19 protein-coding genes are annotated in these 18,057 nt (G+C 38.4%); 15 read left to right on the top strand and 4 right to left on the bottom strand.

What is annotated here, in order from left to right:
• The first annotated feature begins 6 nt into the window (after nt 1-6).
• Nucleotides 7-858: a diacylglycerol/lipid kinase family protein gene (locus KSK37_RS02265; protein WP_217199196.1), complete on the top strand. Its 852-nt coding sequence runs from the start codon at nt 7-9 to the stop codon at nt 856-858.
• Here KSK37_RS02265 and KSK37_RS02260 read toward each other — a convergent pair.
• Together KSK37_RS02260 and KSK37_RS02255 are read right to left on the bottom strand one after the other, a co-directional pair.
• Nucleotides 850-2,154: a cryptochrome/photolyase family protein gene (locus KSK37_RS02260; protein ID WP_217199194.1), complete on the bottom strand. Its 1,305-nt coding sequence runs from the start codon at nt 2,152-2,154 to the stop codon at nt 850-852. The two genes, KSK37_RS02265 and KSK37_RS02260, sit on opposite strands and share 9 nt — an antisense overlap.
• A gap of 2 nt (nt 2,155-2,156) precedes the next feature.
• Complete coding sequence (locus KSK37_RS02255) at nt 2,157-2,795, bottom strand: MarR family winged helix-turn-helix transcriptional regulator (protein ID WP_217199192.1); 639 nt, start codon at nt 2,793-2,795, stop codon at nt 2,157-2,159.
• A gap of 303 nt (nt 2,796-3,098) precedes the next feature.
• Here KSK37_RS02255 and KSK37_RS02250 point away from each other — a divergent pair, with 303 nt between their 5' ends.
• Genes KSK37_RS02250 through KSK37_RS02220 form a run of 7 tightly spaced genes read left to right on the top strand, consistent with a single transcriptional unit; the run spans nt 3,099 to nt 8,994 of the window.
• A complete protein-coding gene (locus KSK37_RS02250) occupies nt 3,099-4,568 on the top strand; it encodes a phytoene desaturase family protein (protein WP_217199190.1) in 1,470 nt (489 codons plus the stop codon).
• 12 nt (nt 4,569-4,580) lie between these two features.
• Nucleotides 4,581-5,426: a phytoene/squalene synthase family protein gene (locus KSK37_RS02245; RefSeq protein ID WP_088358095.1), complete on the top strand. Its 846-nt coding sequence runs from the start codon at nt 4,581-4,583 to the stop codon at nt 5,424-5,426.
• Nucleotides 5,427-5,434: 8 nt separating this feature from the next.
• A complete protein-coding gene (locus tag KSK37_RS02240) occupies nt 5,435-5,893 on the top strand; it encodes a hypothetical protein (RefSeq protein ID WP_217199188.1) in 459 nt (152 codons plus the stop codon).
• 5 nt (nt 5,894-5,898) lie between these two features.
• Nucleotides 5,899-6,366 (top strand): sterol desaturase family protein, encoded by a 468-nt coding sequence (locus tag KSK37_RS02235; RefSeq protein WP_088358097.1) that lies wholly within the window; start codon nt 5,899-5,901, stop codon nt 6,364-6,366.
• A gap of 11 nt (nt 6,367-6,377) precedes the next feature.
• Entirely contained in the window at nt 6,378-7,088 is a 711-nt protein-coding gene (locus tag KSK37_RS02230) for a lycopene cyclase domain-containing protein (protein ID WP_217199186.1), read from the top strand.
• The gene (locus KSK37_RS02225) at nt 7,061-7,570 is read left to right on the top strand and encodes an SRPBCC family protein (RefSeq protein WP_246566174.1); all 510 of its coding nucleotides are present in this window, start codon (nt 7,061-7,063) and stop codon (nt 7,568-7,570) included. Before KSK37_RS02230 ends, KSK37_RS02225 begins: the two co-directional genes overlap by 28 nt.
• Complete coding sequence (locus tag KSK37_RS02220; protein WP_217199185.1) at nt 7,567-8,994, top strand: SDR family oxidoreductase; 1,428 nt, start codon at nt 7,567-7,569, stop codon at nt 8,992-8,994. The genes KSK37_RS02225 and KSK37_RS02220 overlap by 4 nt, the downstream gene beginning before the upstream one ends.
• Nucleotides 8,995-9,159: 165 nt before the next feature.
• Here KSK37_RS02220 and KSK37_RS02215 read toward each other — a convergent pair whose 3' ends face one another.
• Together KSK37_RS02215 and ggt are read right to left on the bottom strand one after the other, a co-directional pair.
• Nucleotides 9,160-9,762 carry a Crp/Fnr family transcriptional regulator gene (locus KSK37_RS02215; protein ID WP_088358100.1) on the bottom strand — a complete coding sequence of 201 codons (603 nt, stop codon included), beginning with the start codon at nt 9,760-9,762 and terminating at the stop codon, nt 9,160-9,162.
• 6 nt (nt 9,763-9,768) lie between these two features.
• Complete coding sequence (gene ggt / locus KSK37_RS02210) at nt 9,769-11,454, bottom strand: gamma-glutamyltransferase (protein ID WP_217199182.1); 1,686 nt, start codon at nt 11,452-11,454, stop codon at nt 9,769-9,771.
• Nucleotides 11,455-11,690: 236 nt separating this feature from the next.
• Between ggt and KSK37_RS02205 the strand changes: the two genes are divergently transcribed.
• The 7 genes from KSK37_RS02205 to KSK37_RS02175 all read left to right on the top strand — a co-directional run bounded on the left by KSK37_RS02205 (nt 11,691) and on the right by KSK37_RS02175 (nt 18,037).
• Complete coding sequence (locus tag KSK37_RS02205) at nt 11,691-12,653, top strand: NAD-dependent epimerase/dehydratase family protein (RefSeq protein ID WP_088358101.1); 963 nt, start codon at nt 11,691-11,693, stop codon at nt 12,651-12,653.
• Between the two features lie 5 nt (nt 12,654-12,658).
• Entirely contained in the window at nt 12,659-13,411 is a 753-nt protein-coding gene (locus KSK37_RS02200) for a polysaccharide deacetylase family protein (RefSeq protein ID WP_217199180.1), read from the top strand.
• 162 nt (nt 13,412-13,573) lie between these two features.
• Nucleotides 13,574-15,175, top strand: coding sequence for a T9SS-dependent choice-of-anchor J family protein (locus KSK37_RS02195; protein WP_217199178.1), 1,602 nt, complete (start codon nt 13,574-13,576; stop codon nt 15,173-15,175).
• Nucleotides 15,176-15,301: 126 nt separating this feature from the next.
• Nucleotides 15,302-15,643, top strand: a complete 342-nt coding sequence (rpsF, locus tag KSK37_RS02190; protein ID WP_088358104.1) for a 30S ribosomal protein S6 — start codon at nt 15,302-15,304, stop codon at nt 15,641-15,643.
• A 26-nt stretch (nt 15,644-15,669) separates the two neighbouring features.
• Nucleotides 15,670-15,972 carry a 30S ribosomal protein S18 gene (gene rpsR, locus KSK37_RS02185; RefSeq protein ID WP_088358105.1) on the top strand — a complete coding sequence of 101 codons (303 nt, stop codon included), beginning with the start codon at nt 15,670-15,672 and terminating at the stop codon, nt 15,970-15,972.
• A 70-nt stretch (nt 15,973-16,042) separates the two neighbouring features.
• The gene (gene rplI / locus KSK37_RS02180) at nt 16,043-16,564 is read left to right on the top strand and encodes a 50S ribosomal protein L9 (protein WP_217199177.1); all 522 of its coding nucleotides are present in this window, start codon (nt 16,043-16,045) and stop codon (nt 16,562-16,564) included.
• A gap of 99 nt (nt 16,565-16,663) precedes the next feature.
• The gene (locus KSK37_RS02175; RefSeq protein ID WP_088358107.1) at nt 16,664-18,037 is read left to right on the top strand and encodes a chloride channel protein; all 1,374 of its coding nucleotides are present in this window, start codon (nt 16,664-16,666) and stop codon (nt 18,035-18,037) included.
• Nucleotides 18,038-18,057 lie beyond the last annotated feature (20 nt).

The following is an 18,057-nucleotide window of genomic DNA, read 5'->3' as shown; positions in this document are numbered from 1 at the left end:
GCACTCATGGAAAACGTTGCCTTTATCATTAATCCTTTTTCGGCGAAAAAAAACTATGCTCCTTTTCTCAATGCTCTGCAAAAAAAGGTAAACAATCCGCTGTTTTACATTTCAGATTCTATTGAAGGAACTTTCAATTTTATTGATGAAAATTTTGCCACCACCGATATTTTTGTTGCGGTAGGCGGTGACGGTACCATTTCGACGGTTGCACAAAAGCTTATTGATAGTGATAAAATTCTCGCTATATTTCCTGCAGGATCTGGAAACGGTTTTTCCAACGAAACAAAGTTTTCCAAAAATCTCGACGAACTTTTAGCCAAACTAAGCAACAGAAAGGTCAAGGAAATTGATACTTTTACGGTAAACGGAAAACTCTCTATCAATGTTTCAGGAACAGGTTTCGACGGGAAAGTAGTAAAAGAATTCGAAAAAACAGAGCGCGGCTTTAAAAATTATATTAAAGTTTCTATCCAGACTTTCTTTAATTACAAACCGATCAATGTTCAGTTTTTAACTGAAAATTTTCAGCAGTACAACGGGAAATATCTGATGCTGAACATTGCAAACACCCGGCAGTTTGGGAATAACGCCTATATTGCGCCCAAAGCCAGCAAAAGCGACGGTTTGGTGGATGTAGTGCTGGTAAAGAAGTTTCCCCTCACCTACTCGCCTTTTTTTGCGTTCCGGATGTTTACAAAAAGGCTGAAAGATGACAGTTATGTCACCTACCTTCCTGTCGCTGAAATCGAATTTGAGGTAAACACCACAAACTGGCATCTTGACGGGGAATTCAACAACATCAAATCGCCGGTAAAAATAAAAGTGCAGCCAAAGAGCTTAAAAATTCTACAGTAATTCCTGCAGGCCTTTTTTATACGTTTCCAGAGCTCTTTCGCGGGCAAACTTATGGTCGACCATCGGTTTGGGATATGCTGAAGTTCCAAACTCTTTCACCCATTTTTTTATGTACACAAAATCTGGGTCAAACTTTTTCTGCTGTTCTTCGGGATTAAAAATCCGGAAATACGGCGCTGCGTCACAACCCGAACCTGCGCTCCACTGCCAGTTTCCATTATTGGCTGACAAATCATAATCGAGCAGTTTTTCTGCAAAATAAGCTTCGCCAATCCGCCAGTCGGTCAATAGATGTTTGATGAGAAAACTTGCACAAAGCATTCTCACCCTGTTATGCATCAGTCCCGTTTCGTTCAGCTCACGCATCCCTGCATCTACCAAAGGAAAACCGGTTTTACCTTGCTGCCAATTTTTCAGGTTTTCTTCATTGTACAGCCAGGAAATTCCTTCGTATTTTGGTTTGAATGCAAGATTAACAACCTGCGGAAAATGATACAGAATCTGCATAAAAAATTCCCGCCAGATCAGTTCTTTGAGGTAAGTCTCGTTAAGAGATGAAGCTACTTTTCCCAATACGCGGACGCTGATGGTACCGAAACGCAGATGAACACTCATTTCTGAAGTTTTGGTTGCCGGAAAATTGCGGGTTTCGTGGTAATGTTTTAGAATTTCGACATTCACTACAGGACTTTGAAACTGCAGACCGGTTTTATGAAAACCAATTTTTTCCAGTGAAAACTCCTGTCTTTCCACATCTTCCAAATTATGCAAGAACTTTTCAGAGGGATAATTTTTTATTTCTTCTGCATTATATTTTAAAAGCCACTGTTTGAAATAAGGCGTGTGAACGGTATAAGGCGATTGATCGGCTTTCAGTATTTCATCTTTGTGGAAATGCACCTGATCTTTAAACGACTGAAATTCTATATTTTTTTGATTTAAAAACGCCCTGATTTCCAAATCCCTTTTAATGGCGGACGGTTCGTAATCTTCGTTGCAGAAAACCTTCTCCACGGAATAATTTTCGGTCAGGTATTTAAAAATTTCGAGCGGCTTGCCGTGGAAAACTTTTATGGATTTTCCTGTTTTTTCTAAAACGCGGTTGATATTTTGCAGCGTCTGAAAAATAAAATCTACTCTTCTGTCTTTTTTATCATCAAGTTTTGAAAGGATTTCAGTATCAAAAATGAAAACAGGAAGCACTTTATTTTCAGATTTCAAAGCCTGAAAAAGCCCGTGGTTGTCATCCAACCGTAAATCTCTTCTGAACCAGAAAATGGAAATTCCGCCGGACATTTTTATATTAATTTGAGAATTTCGTTCGTATTTTCGTTTTTAAAGTTGGAATAAACCGTATGATGGAAAGTGTTGAGTTTTTTAAGAGAACTCAGGAGATTCTCTTTTTCCTTTTTATTCAGCTGTCCGCACATGATCTTCGAAACCACGGTAATATCCTTCATGGACTCCAGAAAAACGCTTTTTCCTTTTTTTGTTACTGAAATCCGGGTGCTTCTTTTATCGTTCTGGTCTGGGCTTTCTGCTAAGAGACCGTTTTTAACCAAACGCTTTATGATTTCAATACCTGTCTGTTTCTCGTGGGCATTCTTCTCTATGAGCTGCATCTTAGTGAGGCTGTCATAATCCATCATTCTGAAAAGGTAAGTGAAATCTTCATTTACAAGATCAGGATGCGTTTCCAGTGACTTTCGGATCAGCTGTTTCGAATATCTTCCGAGCATAATCACCTGCTTTGCAATTTCATTTTCAAGATCGTAAACATCGAGATCAAATTTTTCGGTTAAATTTCTTGGATTTTCTTTTTCGTACGCTTTTTGATTAAGGTAAAGTCTAAAATCATCCAAACCTGTCTGGTTGGGATGATTTTTCCGAAAATCATCCAGTTCTTTCAAAACATCAATGATTAAATCTAACTCCATTTGTATGTATTTAATTTCCGTAACCTTGATTGTTGTTATCATTTATATGATTTCAACCCAAAACAGGAAAACGCAATTATTTCCCGCAAAGATACTGCACAATTTACGGAGGTAAAAATTTTCGCGTAATGTACGGTATTTCGTATTATATTTAATATGCAAAACTTATCCGATTTTAGAAAATTGAAATTTACTCCTATAAGATTTAAAAATGCTCATCATTGATAATTTGAATAACAAAATTAGTAAATTTATTTTCTAATTAAAAAATAAAAGTATAGTTTTGTTCCATTATTAAATTTTATGAAAAAAATCATCATCGTCGGCTCAGGATTTTCTTCACTTGCTTCCGCGTGCTACATGGCAAAAGCGGGGTTTGAAGTAACCGTTTTAGAAAAAAACGAACAGATTGGCGGCCGTGCTTCTTTGATGGAAATTGATGGTTTTAAATTCGACATGGGACCAAGTTGGTACTGGATGCCGGATATCTTTGAACGTTTCTTTGCTGATTTCAACAAAAAGGTTTCAGATTACTATCAACTGGAAAAACTTTCCCCGGGCTACCGTGTCTATTTTGGCAAAAATGATTTCATCGATATTTCTGATGAACCTGAAGAAATCATTGAAACTTTTGACAGGATTGAAAACGGAAGCGCAAGGCATTTGAGAACTTTCATGAAGAAGGCAAAGTCCAACTATGAAATTGCGATGCAGGATCTTGTTTACAATCCGGGAAAATCTGTACTGGAGCTGGTAAGTGTGGAAACAGCGAAACGCCTTCCTCTTTTTGTTCATAACATTTCTGAAACGGTTCGTAAAAATATTAAAAACCCTAAGCTCAGAAGTATTCTGGAATTTCCGGTTTTATTTCTTGGTGCAAAACCTAACAATACTCCGGCTTTCTACAATTTTATGAATCATGCTGATTTTGGTATGGGAACCTGGTATCCGAAAGGCGGTTTTAATGCCGTAGCAAAAGGGATGCAGAAACTGGCGGAAGAATTGGGAGTGAAATTTCTAGTGAATGAGAAAGTTTTAAAAATCCAGACCGAAAATAATTCAGCCAAATCAGTCATTACTGAAACTGGAATATTTGAAGCAGATATTGTGATTTCCGGAGCAGATTATGCACACACCGAAACCCTCCTGAATAGAGATGAAAAGAATTATTCTGCAGATTACTGGCAGAAAAAAACTTTTGCTCCTTCGTCCTTTCTTTATTATGTCGCATTTGACAGAAAGGTTCCTCAGCTTCAGCATCACAATCTTTTTTTCGATACCGATTTTGAGCAGCACGCTGAAGAAATTTATGACACCAAATCATTGCCGAAGAAACCTTTGTTCTATGCTAATTTTTCAAGTAAAACAGACCCGGATCTTTGTCCGGAAGGAAAAGAGATCGGATTCTTTCTTATCCCGGTTGCGGTAGATTTAGAGGATTCAAAGGAAATTCACGATCAGTATTTTGAGCTGATTATGGACAGAATTGAAAAAAACACAGGAGAAAACCTCCGCAGTGCCGTTATTTTCATGAAAAGTTTTGGCGTTAACGATTTTAAAGAACGGTATCATTCTTGCCGCGGAAACGCGTATGGACTCGCAAACACCTTATTGCAGACTTCAGTGTTGAGACCTCAGATTGACAATAAAAAGATTAAGAATTTATTTTATACCGGCCAGCTGACCGTTCCCGGCCCCGGCGTTCCACCTGCTTTAATATCAGGAAAAGTAGTGACCGATTACATCCTTAAAAACAAAAACCGTATTCTCTAAAAACATAACACGATGAACAGTTTAGAAATTTTTAATAACGTCTGCGGGCTCTCGTCCAAAATAGTGACCCAAAAATACAGCACTTCGTTTTCCTGGGCTTCTACCCTTTTTCAGCCGGAAATCAGACAGCACATTTATAATATCTATGGATTTGTAAGATTTGCAGACGAAATCGTGGATACTTTTCACGGTTTCGACAAAGCGCAATTGATGGATGAATTTGAACAGAGTTACCGTTCGGCGCTTCAGCACGGCATTTCGCTTAATCCTATACTACATTCATTTTGTCTGACTCAGAAAGAAAAAAACATTCCTCAGCATCTGGTGGATGCATTTCTGCATTCGATGAAAATGGATTTGGGTGAAATTAAAGATTTGAATGACGAAAAATATAACGAGTATATTTATGGTTCGGCGGAAGTCGTTGGTCTGATGTGTCTGAAGGTTTTTGTGAACGGCAATGTTGACGATTATAATAAAATGAAGCCTTACGCTCAAAGTTTGGGAGCGGCCTTTCAGAAAATAAATTTTTTAAGGGATATCAGTGCAGATTTTAATGATCTGAACCGTACTTATTTCCCGAATGTTGATTTCAGAAAATTCAGCGAAGCAGACAAAAAAGAGATTGAAAAAGATATTGCAAAAGATTTCGAGCACGCTTTTACCGGAATTAAAATGCTTCCAATTTCGAGCAGAATTGCAGTTTTCATGGCGTACAAATACTACATCAATCTGTTTAAAAAAATCAGGAGAACAAGACCTGAACTTCTGCTTACCAAAAGAATCAGCGTTTCCAATGCGAGAAAAATATATCTTTTCGGAGAAATGGTGCTGAATAAAAATCTTAAATTAGTCTAAGATTTATCATGAAAAAAGTTTTTTTAATCTTAGTTTGTTTTTTTGCGATGACGGTTAACGCACAGGATTTATCGGATTTGAGAGTCCTTCTCCAAAAGGGGGAAAAATCTGAGAGCGCGACCAAATCTCTGATTACGAATTCAAGTGAAAATTATCACAAAACCAAAAAACCGATTTTTGAAGCCTTTTATGCAGTCGGGAATTTCTTTATGGCTAAACATGCTGTAAATCCGCTAAGCAAATTTTCGTATTTTAACAAAGGTAAAAAAGCACTTGAAAGCGCAGTAATTAAAGATCCGAAAAATCTGGAAATCCGTTTTATGCGGTATATTTCTCAGGAACAAACTCCTTCGTTTCTTGGATATAATAAGGATTTAAGCAGCGACAGAACTTTTATTCTGTCTGAGTACAAAAAATCGAATGACGAAGATTTAGTGAAAAGAATTAAGATGCATTTTAAAATATAATTTTAATGGAAACGACAGGATATATATTGCTTACTTTAGCAGTTTTTACAGCAATGGAAGGCATTACATGGCTTACGCATAAATTCATCATGCACGGTTTGGGCTGGTATTTCCATGAAGACCATCATCAACCCGGTTATCCGCATGTTTTCGAAAAAAACGATTTCTTTTTTGTGATTTTTGCAACCCCAAGTATTTTGCTGTTTTATTTTGGAACCCGGGGAGAACTCAACTGGATGTTTTTCGTAGGACTCGGAATATTATTATACGGAATCTGCTATTTTCTGGTTCATGATGTTCTGATTCACCGACGTTTTAAATGGTTTGACAAAACGAATAACTGGTATTTCCGAGGTTTAAGAAAAGCTCATAAAATTCACCACAAACACCTGAATAAAGAAGACGGAGAATGCTTCGGAATGCTCTTCGTCCCGCTAAAATATTTCAGGGAAGCCAAATTATCAACCTCATAAAAAAAACAATTTTGCAATCGTATTACTATCTGTTACTGGATATTTTAAGTTTTTCAATTCCTTTCATTTTCAGTTTTGAAAGAAAGAAAATGCATTTCATTCAGTACTGGAAAGCGTTTTTCACAGCCATATTGCTCGTGGGATTGTTTTTTATAGCCTGGGACATTTATTTTACCCATAAGAAAGTCTGGGGCTTCAACGATGACTATTTAATCGGAATCCGGATCTTTAAAATGCCGCTCGAAGAATATCTTTTTTTCCTGCTAATCCCGTACGCCAGCGTTTTTATTCATTATGCCCTGGAATATTTTCTTCCTAAAATTGTTCTGAAAGAAAAGCCAACGCAATGGATCAGTTATTTCTTTTTTGCTCTGAGTTTTGTAGTCGCTGTGTTTAATTATGATAAAATTTATACGGTCTGCAGTTTTGGTCTTTTTGCTTTGCTGATGCTGCTTCAGATTATTTTTAAATGGAAAGATGCGCAAAGGTTTTATTTGAGTTTTATTATAATTTACATTCCTTTTTTCTTTGTAAACAATGCTTTAACGGGAAATTATTCTGAAAATCCCGTAGTATTTTACGACAATTCCGAAAACCTGGGAATCCGCGTCGGAACTATGCCGCTCGAAGACAGTTTTTACTGTTTTACCCTTTTATACAGTATCGTTTTGGTTTTTGAATACTTTAAAACAAAATGGAATCCGATATCAACAAATCAATGAAAATTACCATCACCAAACAGTCGGGAATTTACACGCTGACTTCCGAACAGCTTCTGCCGATTTCTTTAAAAAAGGCATGGGAATTTTTTACTATCCCGACGAATCTTGATAAGATTACGCCTGAAGAAATGAATTTTCACATCACCAATCATCCCGGAAGCGAAACTTATCAGGGACAGATCATCACTTACAAAATTGGGATATTTCCTCTGGTAAAAAGCAACTGGATTACTGAAATCACCCATCTGGTTAAGGAAAAATTTTTCGTGGACGAACAGCGTTTCGGCCCGTATGCGATGTGGCATCACGAACATCATTTTCAGGAGATTGAGGAGGGAAAAGTATTAATGACTGACATTGTGAATTTTAAAATGCCTTTTGGTATTTTTGGCGAACTCATTGCAGGAAGAATCGTGAGGAATAAAGTGAAATTTATCTTCGAAAGCCGTTACCGAATTCTTGAAAAACTCATTATATCATGAAAATACTTCTTACAGGCGTCACCGGATATATCGGCAAAAGGCTTTTGATTCAGTTACTGGAGGAAGGCCATCATATCGTATGTTCTGTAAGAGACAAAAACAGGTTTGGTTTAAAACTGTTCAAGGACAGATTAGACCAGATTGAAGTGATTGAAAACGATTTTCTAGATGAAAAAACATTAGATAATATTCCGAAAGATATTGGTTATGCTTATTATTTAATTCATTCCATGTCTTCCGGAGAAGGAGATTTTGAGGAAAAGGAAAAAATATCAGCTGATAATTTCCGCAAGGCTTTAGAAAAAACGGAAGCAGAACAGGTTATTTTCCTAACGGGAATCATTAATGAAGAAAAGCTTTCCAAACACCTTCAGTCGCGAAAAAATGTAGAGGAAGCTTTACAGAGTGAAAGATACAGTTTAACGAGTCTTCGCGCCGGTATAATCGTGGGATCAGGAAGTGCTTCTTTTGAAATCATCCGGGATCTGGTCGAAAAATTACCCGTAATGATAACGCCGAAATGGCTGGAAACCAAATGTCAGCCTATTGCCATACGGAATGTGATTCAGTTTTTAGTTGGAGTTCTGGGTAAGAAATTCACTTACAATCAGCATTATGATATTGCCGGAACCGATGTTGTGACTTACAAACAGATGCTTCTGCAGTATGCTAAAATCCGCGGGCTGAAAAGAAAGATTTTTATCGTGCCCGTGATGACACCGCGGCTGTCTTCCTATTGGCTATATTTCGTGACTTCTACAAGTTATCCTTTAGCGAAAAATTTGGTGGATTCCATGAAAATTGATGTTGTAGCCAACAAAAACAACCTCGCAGAACAACTCAATATTCACCTTTTTTCCTACGAAGAGGCGATCAGGATGGCATTCGATAAAATTAAGCAGAATGATGTGTTGTCGAGCTGGTTCGATTCATTCAGCAATCAGTTTCACGACCGGAAAGTCTGGCAATATCTGGAAGTTCCTGCAGAAGGCTGTTTTACCGATAAACGTAACATGGAAGTTGACGATGAAACTGCCGCACTGGAACGTATTTTCAGCATTGGCGGAAAAACCGGATGGTATTATGCAGATTTTCTTTGGAGGATCCGCGGATTTTTAGACAAACTTTTTGGAGGTGTCGGTTTAAGACGTGGACGAAGAAATCTAAACCATCTTGAAGCCGGTGATTCGGTAGATTTCTGGCGCGTGCTGTATGCCGATAAAGAAGAAAAGCGACTGCTTCTGTTCGCTGAAATGAAAGTTCCCGGCGAAGCATGGCTGGAATTTAAAATTAAAAACGGCAGGCTTTATCAGGAAGCTACTTTCCGTCCGCTGGGATTATCGGGAAGATTATACTGGTATTCTGTCCTGCCTTTCCACGGACTTATTTTTAATGGAATGCTAAAGAAACTGGCAGGAAAATAAATGCTTCAGAAGCTTAAAAAACTTGCGCTTTGTTGTACAATTATCAATCGATACAACAAAGGCAAGAAAATAATGCGATTGCTATAATTTCATTTCATCATTTGTGTTCTGCAATCATTACAAAGATATTATGGCGATATTAAATATCACTTAACATTTGTTTATTTACCGTAATTTAATTCTTTCTTTACGAATCCGGGATAAATGTACTGCAGAAATGTTGAGCCAGGAAGCAAGATGTTTGAGAGGCACCACATCTAAATACCGGGAGAAATAGCTTTCTACAAGATCATAATTTTCACTTGCATTATTAAAATTAATTGTATTTCCGAATTTCAGCAGATTGACATAATGCTCTTCCATTACCAGTAATCCAAACAGTGCCCAGTCGTGATATCTTGCGTAAAGCTTCATTAAATTTTCCTTATCGATCGAATAAACCGCAGAATCTTCATAACAGCAGATATCGCATTTGCTGACTGTCTGTGAACTGAAGCTTTCATATTCCGTAATCACAGTACTTTGCTCTTCCAGCCAAACCGTCCTTTCCTCGCCGTCCTTATCCACAAAATAGCAGCGTGTAATTGAGTTTTCAACCATGAAAATCCTTTTACATATCTCACCCGCTTTTAAAATAAACTCCCCGCTTTTACAGTTCCAAACCTCAAATTCCTCTAAACCGAGTTCTAAAATTTCTAAATTAAAATCGGGTTTATATGAAAGTACTTTTGTTCTTATAAAATCTCTGTTTTCTTTATTTTTTACCATATAAAATTATTCTGCCGCCACCGAATCATCTCCTCTACCGTCTGCAACTGCCGTGGCGTTTCCATTTTCATCAACCACGATCATTTCTGTTCTCCCGATTTGAGCAACCCTTTCAATTTTGTAATTCATTTTTTCCAGATTTTTAATTGTTGTTTCCGGGAAATTCTTTTCTACCATGACACTTTCAGGCAGCCACTGATGATGAAATTTTGGTGAATTAACAGTCATATTTGGATTGAGTTTAAAATCAATAACATTCACCACCGACTGATAGACCGAAGTCGGAATGGTCGTTCCACCCGGCGTACCCACTACAATAAAAGGTTTTCCGTTTTTCAGCACGATCGTTGGCGTCATTGAACTCAGCATCCGTTTTCCGGCTTTAATGGAATTGGCTTCCCCGCCCACGGCACCAAACATATTCGGAACTCCCGGTTTTATGGAGAAATCGTCCATTTCATTGTTCAGGAAAAATCCGGCACCGGAAACAACCACTTTGCTTCCGTAAAGTCCGTTCAGGGTTGTAGTGACCGCCACCGCATTTCCTTCTTTATCTATAATAGAAATGTGCGTGGTTTCGGTAGATTCTTTGGGCTGCGGCGTTATTTTCCCTACTTCCGAACTTGGCGTTGCCTGATTTTTACTGAAACTTTTCCAACGGTTCTTTAAATATTCATCAGAAATAAGCATTTCGGTCTGGTCTTTTATAAAATCGGGATCGCCCATAAATTCCGCTCTGTCAGCGAAAGCGCGTCTTTCTGCTTCCACCATAATCTGTACTGCCTCGGTTGAGTTTTGCTGATACTGCTCCAAATTCTCAAAACCTGACATTTTTAACATTTGGGCCAATAAAACTCCACCGCTTGACGGCAAAGGCATGGAGACGATTTCATTTCCCTTATAATCGAAAACAATAGGTTTTCTTTGCGCTACTTTATAGTTTTTCAGGTCATTTAAAGTGATGATTCCATTTCCGCGTTTCATTTCTTCAGCAATCAATTCCGCTGTTTTTCCTTCATAAAAACCTTTTTCACCGCTCTTCTGAATGCGTTTCAGTGTTTCCGCTAAATCTTTCTGCATCAGAATATCGCCCTGTTTCCACGGCGTTTTTTTCTGGAAGACGGTTTGTAATTTGTTGTGCCGGTTGAAATATTCCATCTGGCTGTTCAAAAGTCTAGCTTCTTTTTCAGTAACAGCAAATCCTTTTTCCGCTAAATCGATTGCGGGCTGAATAAGATTTTCCATAGGTAGTTTCGCGTGCTTTAATGTGGCATAAAAACCTGCCACCGAACCGGGAATCCCGACAGCTAATCTTCCGTTTTGGGAAAGATCGGTATTCGCATTTCCGTTTTTGTCGAGATACATATCACGGGAGGCTTTTGAAGGTGCTGTTTCCCGAAAATCAATAGTGAATTTCTCACCATTGTTTTTTACTCCAACCAAAAAACCGCCGCCACCAATGTTTCCGGCTTGCGGATAAACCACCGCTAACGCCAGCTGAGTGGCAATTACGGCATCAAAAGCGTTGCCGCCCATTTTCATCATTTTTGCCCCGGCTTCACTCGCCAGCGGATGCGCAGAAACCACCAAACCTTTGTCTTTGGACCGGATTTCCTTAACGATATTAATATCTGTGAATTGAGAGAATGCAAACTGAGACGAGAGAATAAGGAAAAAGAGCAGTTTTTTCATTTTTAAAAGTTTGAGTAAAAGTAAGGAAAATGAATAAACAATTGCTGAATGCTTTATGATAAAACCAAATTGCGACCGGCTTGAACGGAAATCTTTTTTGGCGGCGGCTTCGCCGCCGCCAAAAAAATTGGGAGTGGAAGACGGAAATTGTCGCCCTGATAATTATTTAAGGAATTCATCCCTGAAAATTCCTTAAAATTTTTAAATTTGCTATAATCTAATTCTAAATTCTAAAAATGGAATCCTACACGGAAAAAATTCTTATTACCGGTGCTCTGGGACAAATCGGCACCGAACTTACCAACAGATTAGTGGAAATTCACGGCGCAGAAAACGTTGTGGCTTCAGGCCTCGACCGTTGGGACAAAAACCTTACTTCTGCAGGATTTTATGAGCGGATGGATGTTTCCAATACCCAATTGGTGAGACAGGTGGTAAAAGATTACGAAATCACTACAGTATATCATTTGGCCTCCCTACTTTCCGGAACTTCTGAAAAACAGCCGCTTTTTGCGTGGAAACTCAATATCGAACCGTTGCTGAATTTCTGTGAAATGGCTAAGGAAGGTCTGCTGAAAAAAGTATTCTGGCCCAGTTCTATTGCTGTTTTCGGAAAGGGGATCCCTAAAGAAAATGTAGGTCAGGATGTTGTTTTGAATCCAACTACTGTTTACGGAATTTCGAAAATGGCAGGTGAAAAATGGTGCGAATATTACCATGATAAATTTGGTGTAGATGTGAGAAGCATCCGTTATCCCGGTTTGATTTCCTGGAAAACACCTGCAGGTGGCGGAACTACCGATTATGCTGTAGAGATTTTCTACGAAGCTGTGGAGGAAGGAAAGTACACGAGTTTCATTTCCGAAGACACCGCTATGCCGATGCTTTACATGGATGATGCCATCAATGCTACTTTAAAACTGATGGAAGCGCCAAAAGAAAGTTTAACTGTTCATACTTCTTATAATTTGGGCGGATTATCTTTTACTCCAAAAGAACTCGCGGAAGAAATTAAAAAGGAAATGCCAGGTTTTGAAATTGATTATCAGCCTGATTTCAGACAAGCCATCGCGGATTCGTGGCCGGCTTCTATTGATGATTCTATCGCGAAAAAAGACTGGGGTTTAACCTATGATTTCGATATTACTGCGATGACGAAAGATATGCTGAAGAACCTTAAAGTGAAACTGGGGAAATAATCTGCATGATTTTACTTACTTTCAACATCATTAATAATAAAAGGGATTTTAAAAATAATTACCGGATTACTGATGACGAAATTTTAAAAATCACTGAAAACAATGTTTCCCAGATTCTTCGGGTTTTGGAAAAACATCACATACTGGCTTCTTTTTTTATTGAGATTTCGATCACAGAAAAACTGAAGCCTTTAATTAAGAAAATCGTAAGTCAGGGTCATGAAATTTCTTTGTACAACGCCGATTCTGATATAAAGCAAATCGAAAGCGCCAAGAAAGCAACCGAAGATTTTATTGAAAAACTCATCCGCGGTATCCGGCAGAAAGAGGTCACCGTTTCTGTGAGCGAACTGAAAAACCTTGAATTCAGCTATATTTCTAATATCGAAAATGCCAATATTCTTTTTCCGCTGAAAAGACTGGAAAGAAGCACAGAAATTATTGAAGAAAACGGGATCAGTATCGTTCCGGAAAGCATTTCGCCCTATTCGCAGATTCCTTATAACGATTTTGTATTTCAGACCGTTCCACTGAACTTTTATCAAAACATGGTGGTGGAAACGATCAAACAGGACGATTTTGTGCTGATTTATCTCAACTCCTGGCAGTTTACAGATTACGAAAAATTTAAATTTAAAATTCCTTTTTACCGCAGGTACAACACCGGACGAAAAACGGAGGACAAACTGGAAAGTTTTCTTCAGTGGATGAATGAAAATGAGTTTGCTTTTGCCAGAATGAAAGATTTTGTATTTTAAATCCTCCGATGCGGGTATGATCCAAATCATAAAACCGTTATCAAATTATCAATTATTAATTAAATTTAATATTAATTTCAATAAAATAAATGATTTTCATTGGTGATTTAATTTTTTATACTTAGCTTTGAGAGTAAGTTTAACCAAATTAAATTAGTACTTATGAAAAAAATTTTACTATTTGCCTCATTTCTGGCAATTCCCTTCTTGGGCAATGCACAAATTTTCCAGGAAAACTTTGACGGGGCAGGTCCCGGTATCGCAGCCTGGACACTTATCGACGTCGACGGTCTTACCCATGATCCTACAGTAGCTGAATTTGACGCTGGTGCCTGGATTAGAAAAAACAGAGGTGGACCAACTCCCAACTACGGCGGACCGGATAATGATTTCGCCGCGATGAGTTCTTCGTGGTACAGCCCTGCCGGCACCTCTAATGACTGGCTGGTTTCTCCACAAATTTTACTTCCTGCTGCAAATACTTATTTGCAATGGGATGCTAAAGCTCAGGATGCTCTATTTCCTGATGGTTACAAAGTAATGTTAGCTCCGAACGGTGGAAATACGGTAAGTGATTTTACTGTACAGTTATTCAGCACAGCTGGTGAAAATTCTGCATGGGTTACACGAACCGCAAATCTTGGAGCATATTCAGGAACGACTGTACGTGTTGCATTTGTTAATAATTCAAATGATAAATTTGTTTTATTGATAGATAATATTTCAGTGAATCTTGCACCAACTTCGCCTCCTAACTGTGTAACTCAGGTTGCTCCAGCCAATGCTGCAACCGGAATAGATTATACAGCACCGGTAACTCTTTCCTGGACAGCAGCTTCAACAGGACCTGCTCCTGCGAGCTACGATGTGTATTTAGGTACTGCTCCGAACCCTACGACCCTGCTTGGAAATGTAACAGGTACAACTACTTCAGCAAATGGACTCGCCGCTTCAACTACCTATTACTGGAAAGTTATTGCTAAAAATGGTGCCGGAGATGCAACAGGATGTTCAGAATTTTCATTCACCACGATGGCCAATCCATTCGCGCCATATTGCGGACCAATAGTAATCACTTCCAATACGGAACCGATTACACTCGTTAATTTTGCCGGAATCAACAACGCAACTTCAGCAACGGTAAACGCAACACCAGATCATGAAAACTTCACAACAATCTTTGGAAACGTAGTACAGGGATCTTCTTATCCTATTACATTAAAAGGCAATACTGACGGAAACTTTACCAACAGATTTGTAGTATTTATCGACTGGAACCAAAACGGCGTCCTGAATGATGCCGGTGAAGTATATCAGATTACACAAACTATTGTGAACTCTAACGGAACCGACGCAGTACAGGCTGTACAGTCTCTTGCTGTACCTTCAGATGCAACCTTGGGCAATACCAGAATGAGAGTGAAAAAGATTTTTGGTACTACCAATTATGTTGATCCTTGTGCAGGAGCTGCATTTGGCCAGGTAGAAGATTACACCATTACGGTAGGTGCATTAGGAGTAAACGATCAGGCTAAAAACGCAGTTAAGCTTTATCCAAATCCTGTAGTCGATGTTCTTAACATTGAATCACCTGAAAAAGTGAAATCCATTACTGTTTTTGACGCTACCGGAAAATCAGTTTCCACTCATGTTCTAAATGCATCAAAATCCCAGGTTAATCTATCTAAATTAGCTTCCGGAGTTTATGTCGTGAATATTGAAACTGACAAAGGAGTTCAGTCAGTAAAAATGATTAAAAAGTAAATTAATCTGAATTAATACGAAGGCCTGCAATTTAGCAGGCCTTTTTTATTTTACTGAAAAATTGTTACTTTAGGAAATAATGATTACTTTTGCACCTCGAAATAATTAACAAATTTATTTAACATTATGAACAATTACGAAACTGTTTTCATTTTAACTCCCGTTCTATCTGACGCACAGGTGGAGGAAGCAGTAAAAAAATTCGAAGATCTTTTGACTTCACACAATTGCGAAATCGTTGCCAAAGAAAATTGGGGACTTAAGAAATTGGCTTATCCAATTCAATTGAAAAAGAATGGTTTTTACACTTTAATCGAATTTAAAGGTGAAGGAACTGTAGTTGCAGATTTAGAACTGGCTTTCAAACGTGATGAGAGAGTTATCCGTTTTCTTACCACTAAACTTGACAAACATGCGATCGAGTATGCTGTAACAAGAAGAACCAAAGTAAAAACTGCAAAAGCTTAATTTTAACCCTCTAAAAATTTACAACAATGGCAATAGATGATATGGCTAAACAAGCCTCTGCTGGAGGTGAATCGGAAGTAAAATTTCTTACTCCACTTGATATCAACACAAAAACTGATAAAAAATACTGTAGATTCAAAAAATTCGGAATCAAGCATGTAGATTATAAGGACGAAAAATTCCTTCTTCAGTTCGTAAACGAGCAAGGTAAAATTTTACCAAGAAGATACACAGGAACTTCTTTGAAATACCAAAGAAAAGTTTCTGCTGCAATCAAAAGAGCAAGACACTTGGCTTTAATGCCTTATGTAGCTGATTTATTAAAATAATACAAACCAAAAATAGTTGTTGGCTGTTTCATAAAAACGCCTAACTTCTAATTAAAAAAGGACAACAACAATGGAAATTATCCTAAAAAAAGACGTAGAAAACTTAGGACTTGAGTTCGATACAGTAAACGTAAAACCAGGTTATGCAAGAAACTTCTTGTTACCACAAGGTTTAGCTCTTTTGGCAACTCCAAAAAACAAAGCTAATCTTGAGGCAACTCTGGAAGCAAGAAAAGAAGAAGAAGCTAAACTTATTGCTGCTGCAAACGCTATCGTTGAACAGCTGAAGAAAACATCTATCACTATCGCTACTAAAGTAGGTGCAGGTGACAAACTTTTCGGATCTATCAACAATGCTAACCTTTCTGAAGAATTGGCTAAAGCAGGTGTTGCGGTTGACAAAAAATATATCAAAATTCCTGGGAACACTATCAAGAGAACAGGTAAAGTAGAAGCGTTAATCAGACTTCACAGAAGTGTAGAGCACAACTTTGCATTCGATATCGTTTCTGATGCTCCGCCAGTTGCTGCTGCTCCTAAAGCTGCTCCAGCTCCGAAAAAAGTAGAAGAAACTCCTGCTGAAGAAGCATAAGATTTCCTTACATATTTAAAAGAATCCGGTAATTAATTTTACCGGATTCTTTTTTTGCAATTACCTGAACTATTAAATATAAATTGATAATTTTGTTTAATGCTCCGAATTTTTCTTTACCTGCGACTCAGTATTAAAAAATCTTTTGATAACCTCCAAAACGAAAAACTGAAACACAACCTGTTACAGGCTATTCCCTTTTGGATAGGTTCACTGATCACCGGAGTTTTCGCTGTTCTGTATGCACAGATTTTTACCTGGGGCGAAAGACTGATGAATTTTATCATTGACTGGAATGCCTGGATGATCTTCATTATTGCACCCATTAGCTTTGTTCTATCGTGGTGGCTGGTAAAGGAATTTGCGCCTTACGCAAAAGGAAGCGGTATTCCGCAGGTGATGGCTGCGGTAGAGCTGGCAAACCCGAAAGAACATTACAAAATCAGACATCTTCTGAGTGTTAAAATCATCATTTTCAAAATCCTCTCCAGTGTTGCGTTGGTTATTGGCGGCGGAGCGGTAGGCCGGGAAGGTCCCACCATTCAGATTGCGGGATCTGTTTTCCGGAAAGTAAATGAACTTCTACCGGACTGGTGGCCTAAAATTTCAAAGAAAAACATGATTATGACCGGCGCAGCAGCCGGGCTTTCCGCAGCATTTAACACTCCTTTAGGCGGAATTGTATTCGCCGTTGAGGAACTTTCAAAGACACACATTAATTACTTTAAAACTGCGCTGTTCACCGCGGTAATTATTGCTGGTTTAACGGCGCAGACTTTAGCTGGTTCCTACCTTTATTTAGGATATCCCAAAACTGCAGATGTAGGATTAAGCATTATGTTCCCGGTAATTTTAGTTTCGGGAATCTGTGGAATATTTGCAAGTCAGCTTTCCGTTGTTATGCTGAAAATAACGGCGTGGAAAAAAAGATTAAAAACCGATAAAGCCCATATAGCTTTTTTAGTGCTGTCAGCTTTAATTATCGCAGCACTGGCCTTTTTTGTTAACAGGGAAATATTGGGTTCCGGAAAGGAAATTATGGAGAGAACGCTTTTTACAGCTAACAAACATGAAGAATGGTATATCCCGTTTTTCAGAATGATAGGACCGGCGTTATCTTTTACCTCAGGCGGTTCGGGAGGAATTTTTGCACCGGCGCTTTCCGCGGGTGCAAGTGTAGGTTCTGTCATTTCCGGCTGGATTCATTTAACGCCGAACGAAACCAATGTCGTAATACTCGCCGGAATGGTGGCATTTCTTACGGGCATTACCAGAGCTCCATTCACCTCCGCTATCATTGTTCTGGAAATGACGGACAGACATTCTCTGATCTTTCATTTAATGCTTGCAGGAATGGTTTCTTCTCTTATTTCCCTCATGGTAAGCAGACGGTCACTCTATGACTCACTGAAGATTTCGTTTCTTAAAGATCTCCGCGGATCTGATGAAAATAACCAACAAAAAATCCGGTAATTCTTACCGGATTTTTCACA

Source organism: Kaistella soli, assembly GCF_019038595.1.
Taxonomy (GTDB): domain Bacteria; phylum Bacteroidota; class Bacteroidia; order Flavobacteriales; family Weeksellaceae; genus Kaistella; species Kaistella soli.
The sequence above is the reverse complement of the archived record's forward strand: the minus strand, read 5'-3'. Positions and strand labels throughout refer to the sequence as shown.

Bases quoted from the DNA above. Each gene is read 5' to 3' on its own strand.
- KSK37_RS02265 (WP_217199196.1), top strand. From the start codon at position 7: ATGGAAAACGTTGCCTTTATCATTAATCCTTTTTCGGCGAAAAAAAAC.
- KSK37_RS02225 (WP_246566174.1), top strand. From the start codon at position 7,061: ATGGAATCCGATATCAACAAATCAATGAAAATTACCATCACCAAACAG.
- ggt (WP_217199182.1), bottom strand. From the start codon at position 11,454: ATGAAAAAACTGCTCTTTTTCCTTATTCTCTCGTCTCAGTTTGCATTC.
- rpsF (WP_088358104.1), top strand. From the start codon at position 15,302: ATGAACAATTACGAAACTGTTTTCATTTTAACTCCCGTTCTATCTGAC.
- KSK37_RS02195 (WP_217199178.1), top strand. From the start codon at position 13,574: ATGAAAAAAATTTTACTATTTGCCTCATTTCTGGCAATTCCCTTCTTG.
- rplI (WP_217199177.1), top strand. From the start codon at position 16,043: ATGGAAATTATCCTAAAAAAAGACGTAGAAAACTTAGGACTTGAGTTC.
- KSK37_RS02215 (WP_088358100.1), bottom strand. From the start codon at position 9,762: ATGGTAAAAAATAAAGAAAACAGAGATTTTATAAGAACAAAAGTACTT.
- KSK37_RS02255 (WP_217199192.1), bottom strand. From the start codon at position 2,795: ATGGAGTTAGATTTAATCATTGATGTTTTGAAAGAACTGGATGATTTT.
- KSK37_RS02260 (WP_217199194.1), bottom strand. From the start codon at position 2,154: ATGTCCGGCGGAATTTCCATTTTCTGGTTCAGAAGAGATTTACGGTTG.
- KSK37_RS02200 (WP_217199180.1), top strand. From the start codon at position 12,659: ATGATTTTACTTACTTTCAACATCATTAATAATAAAAGGGATTTTAAA.
- KSK37_RS02250 (WP_217199190.1), top strand. From the start codon at position 3,099: ATGAAAAAAATCATCATCGTCGGCTCAGGATTTTCTTCACTTGCTTCC.
- KSK37_RS02220 (WP_217199185.1), top strand. From the start codon at position 7,567: ATGAAAATACTTCTTACAGGCGTCACCGGATATATCGGCAAAAGGCTT.
- KSK37_RS02240 (WP_217199188.1), top strand. From the start codon at position 5,435: ATGAAAAAAGTTTTTTTAATCTTAGTTTGTTTTTTTGCGATGACGGTT.
- KSK37_RS02245 (WP_088358095.1), top strand. From the start codon at position 4,581: ATGAACAGTTTAGAAATTTTTAATAACGTCTGCGGGCTCTCGTCCAAA.
- KSK37_RS02205 (WP_088358101.1), top strand. From the start codon at position 11,691: ATGGAATCCTACACGGAAAAAATTCTTATTACCGGTGCTCTGGGACAA.
- KSK37_RS02175 (WP_088358107.1), top strand. From the start codon at position 16,664: ATGCTCCGAATTTTTCTTTACCTGCGACTCAGTATTAAAAAATCTTTT.
- rpsR (WP_088358105.1), top strand. From the start codon at position 15,670: ATGGCAATAGATGATATGGCTAAACAAGCCTCTGCTGGAGGTGAATCG.
- KSK37_RS02235 (WP_088358097.1), top strand. From the start codon at position 5,899: ATGGAAACGACAGGATATATATTGCTTACTTTAGCAGTTTTTACAGCA.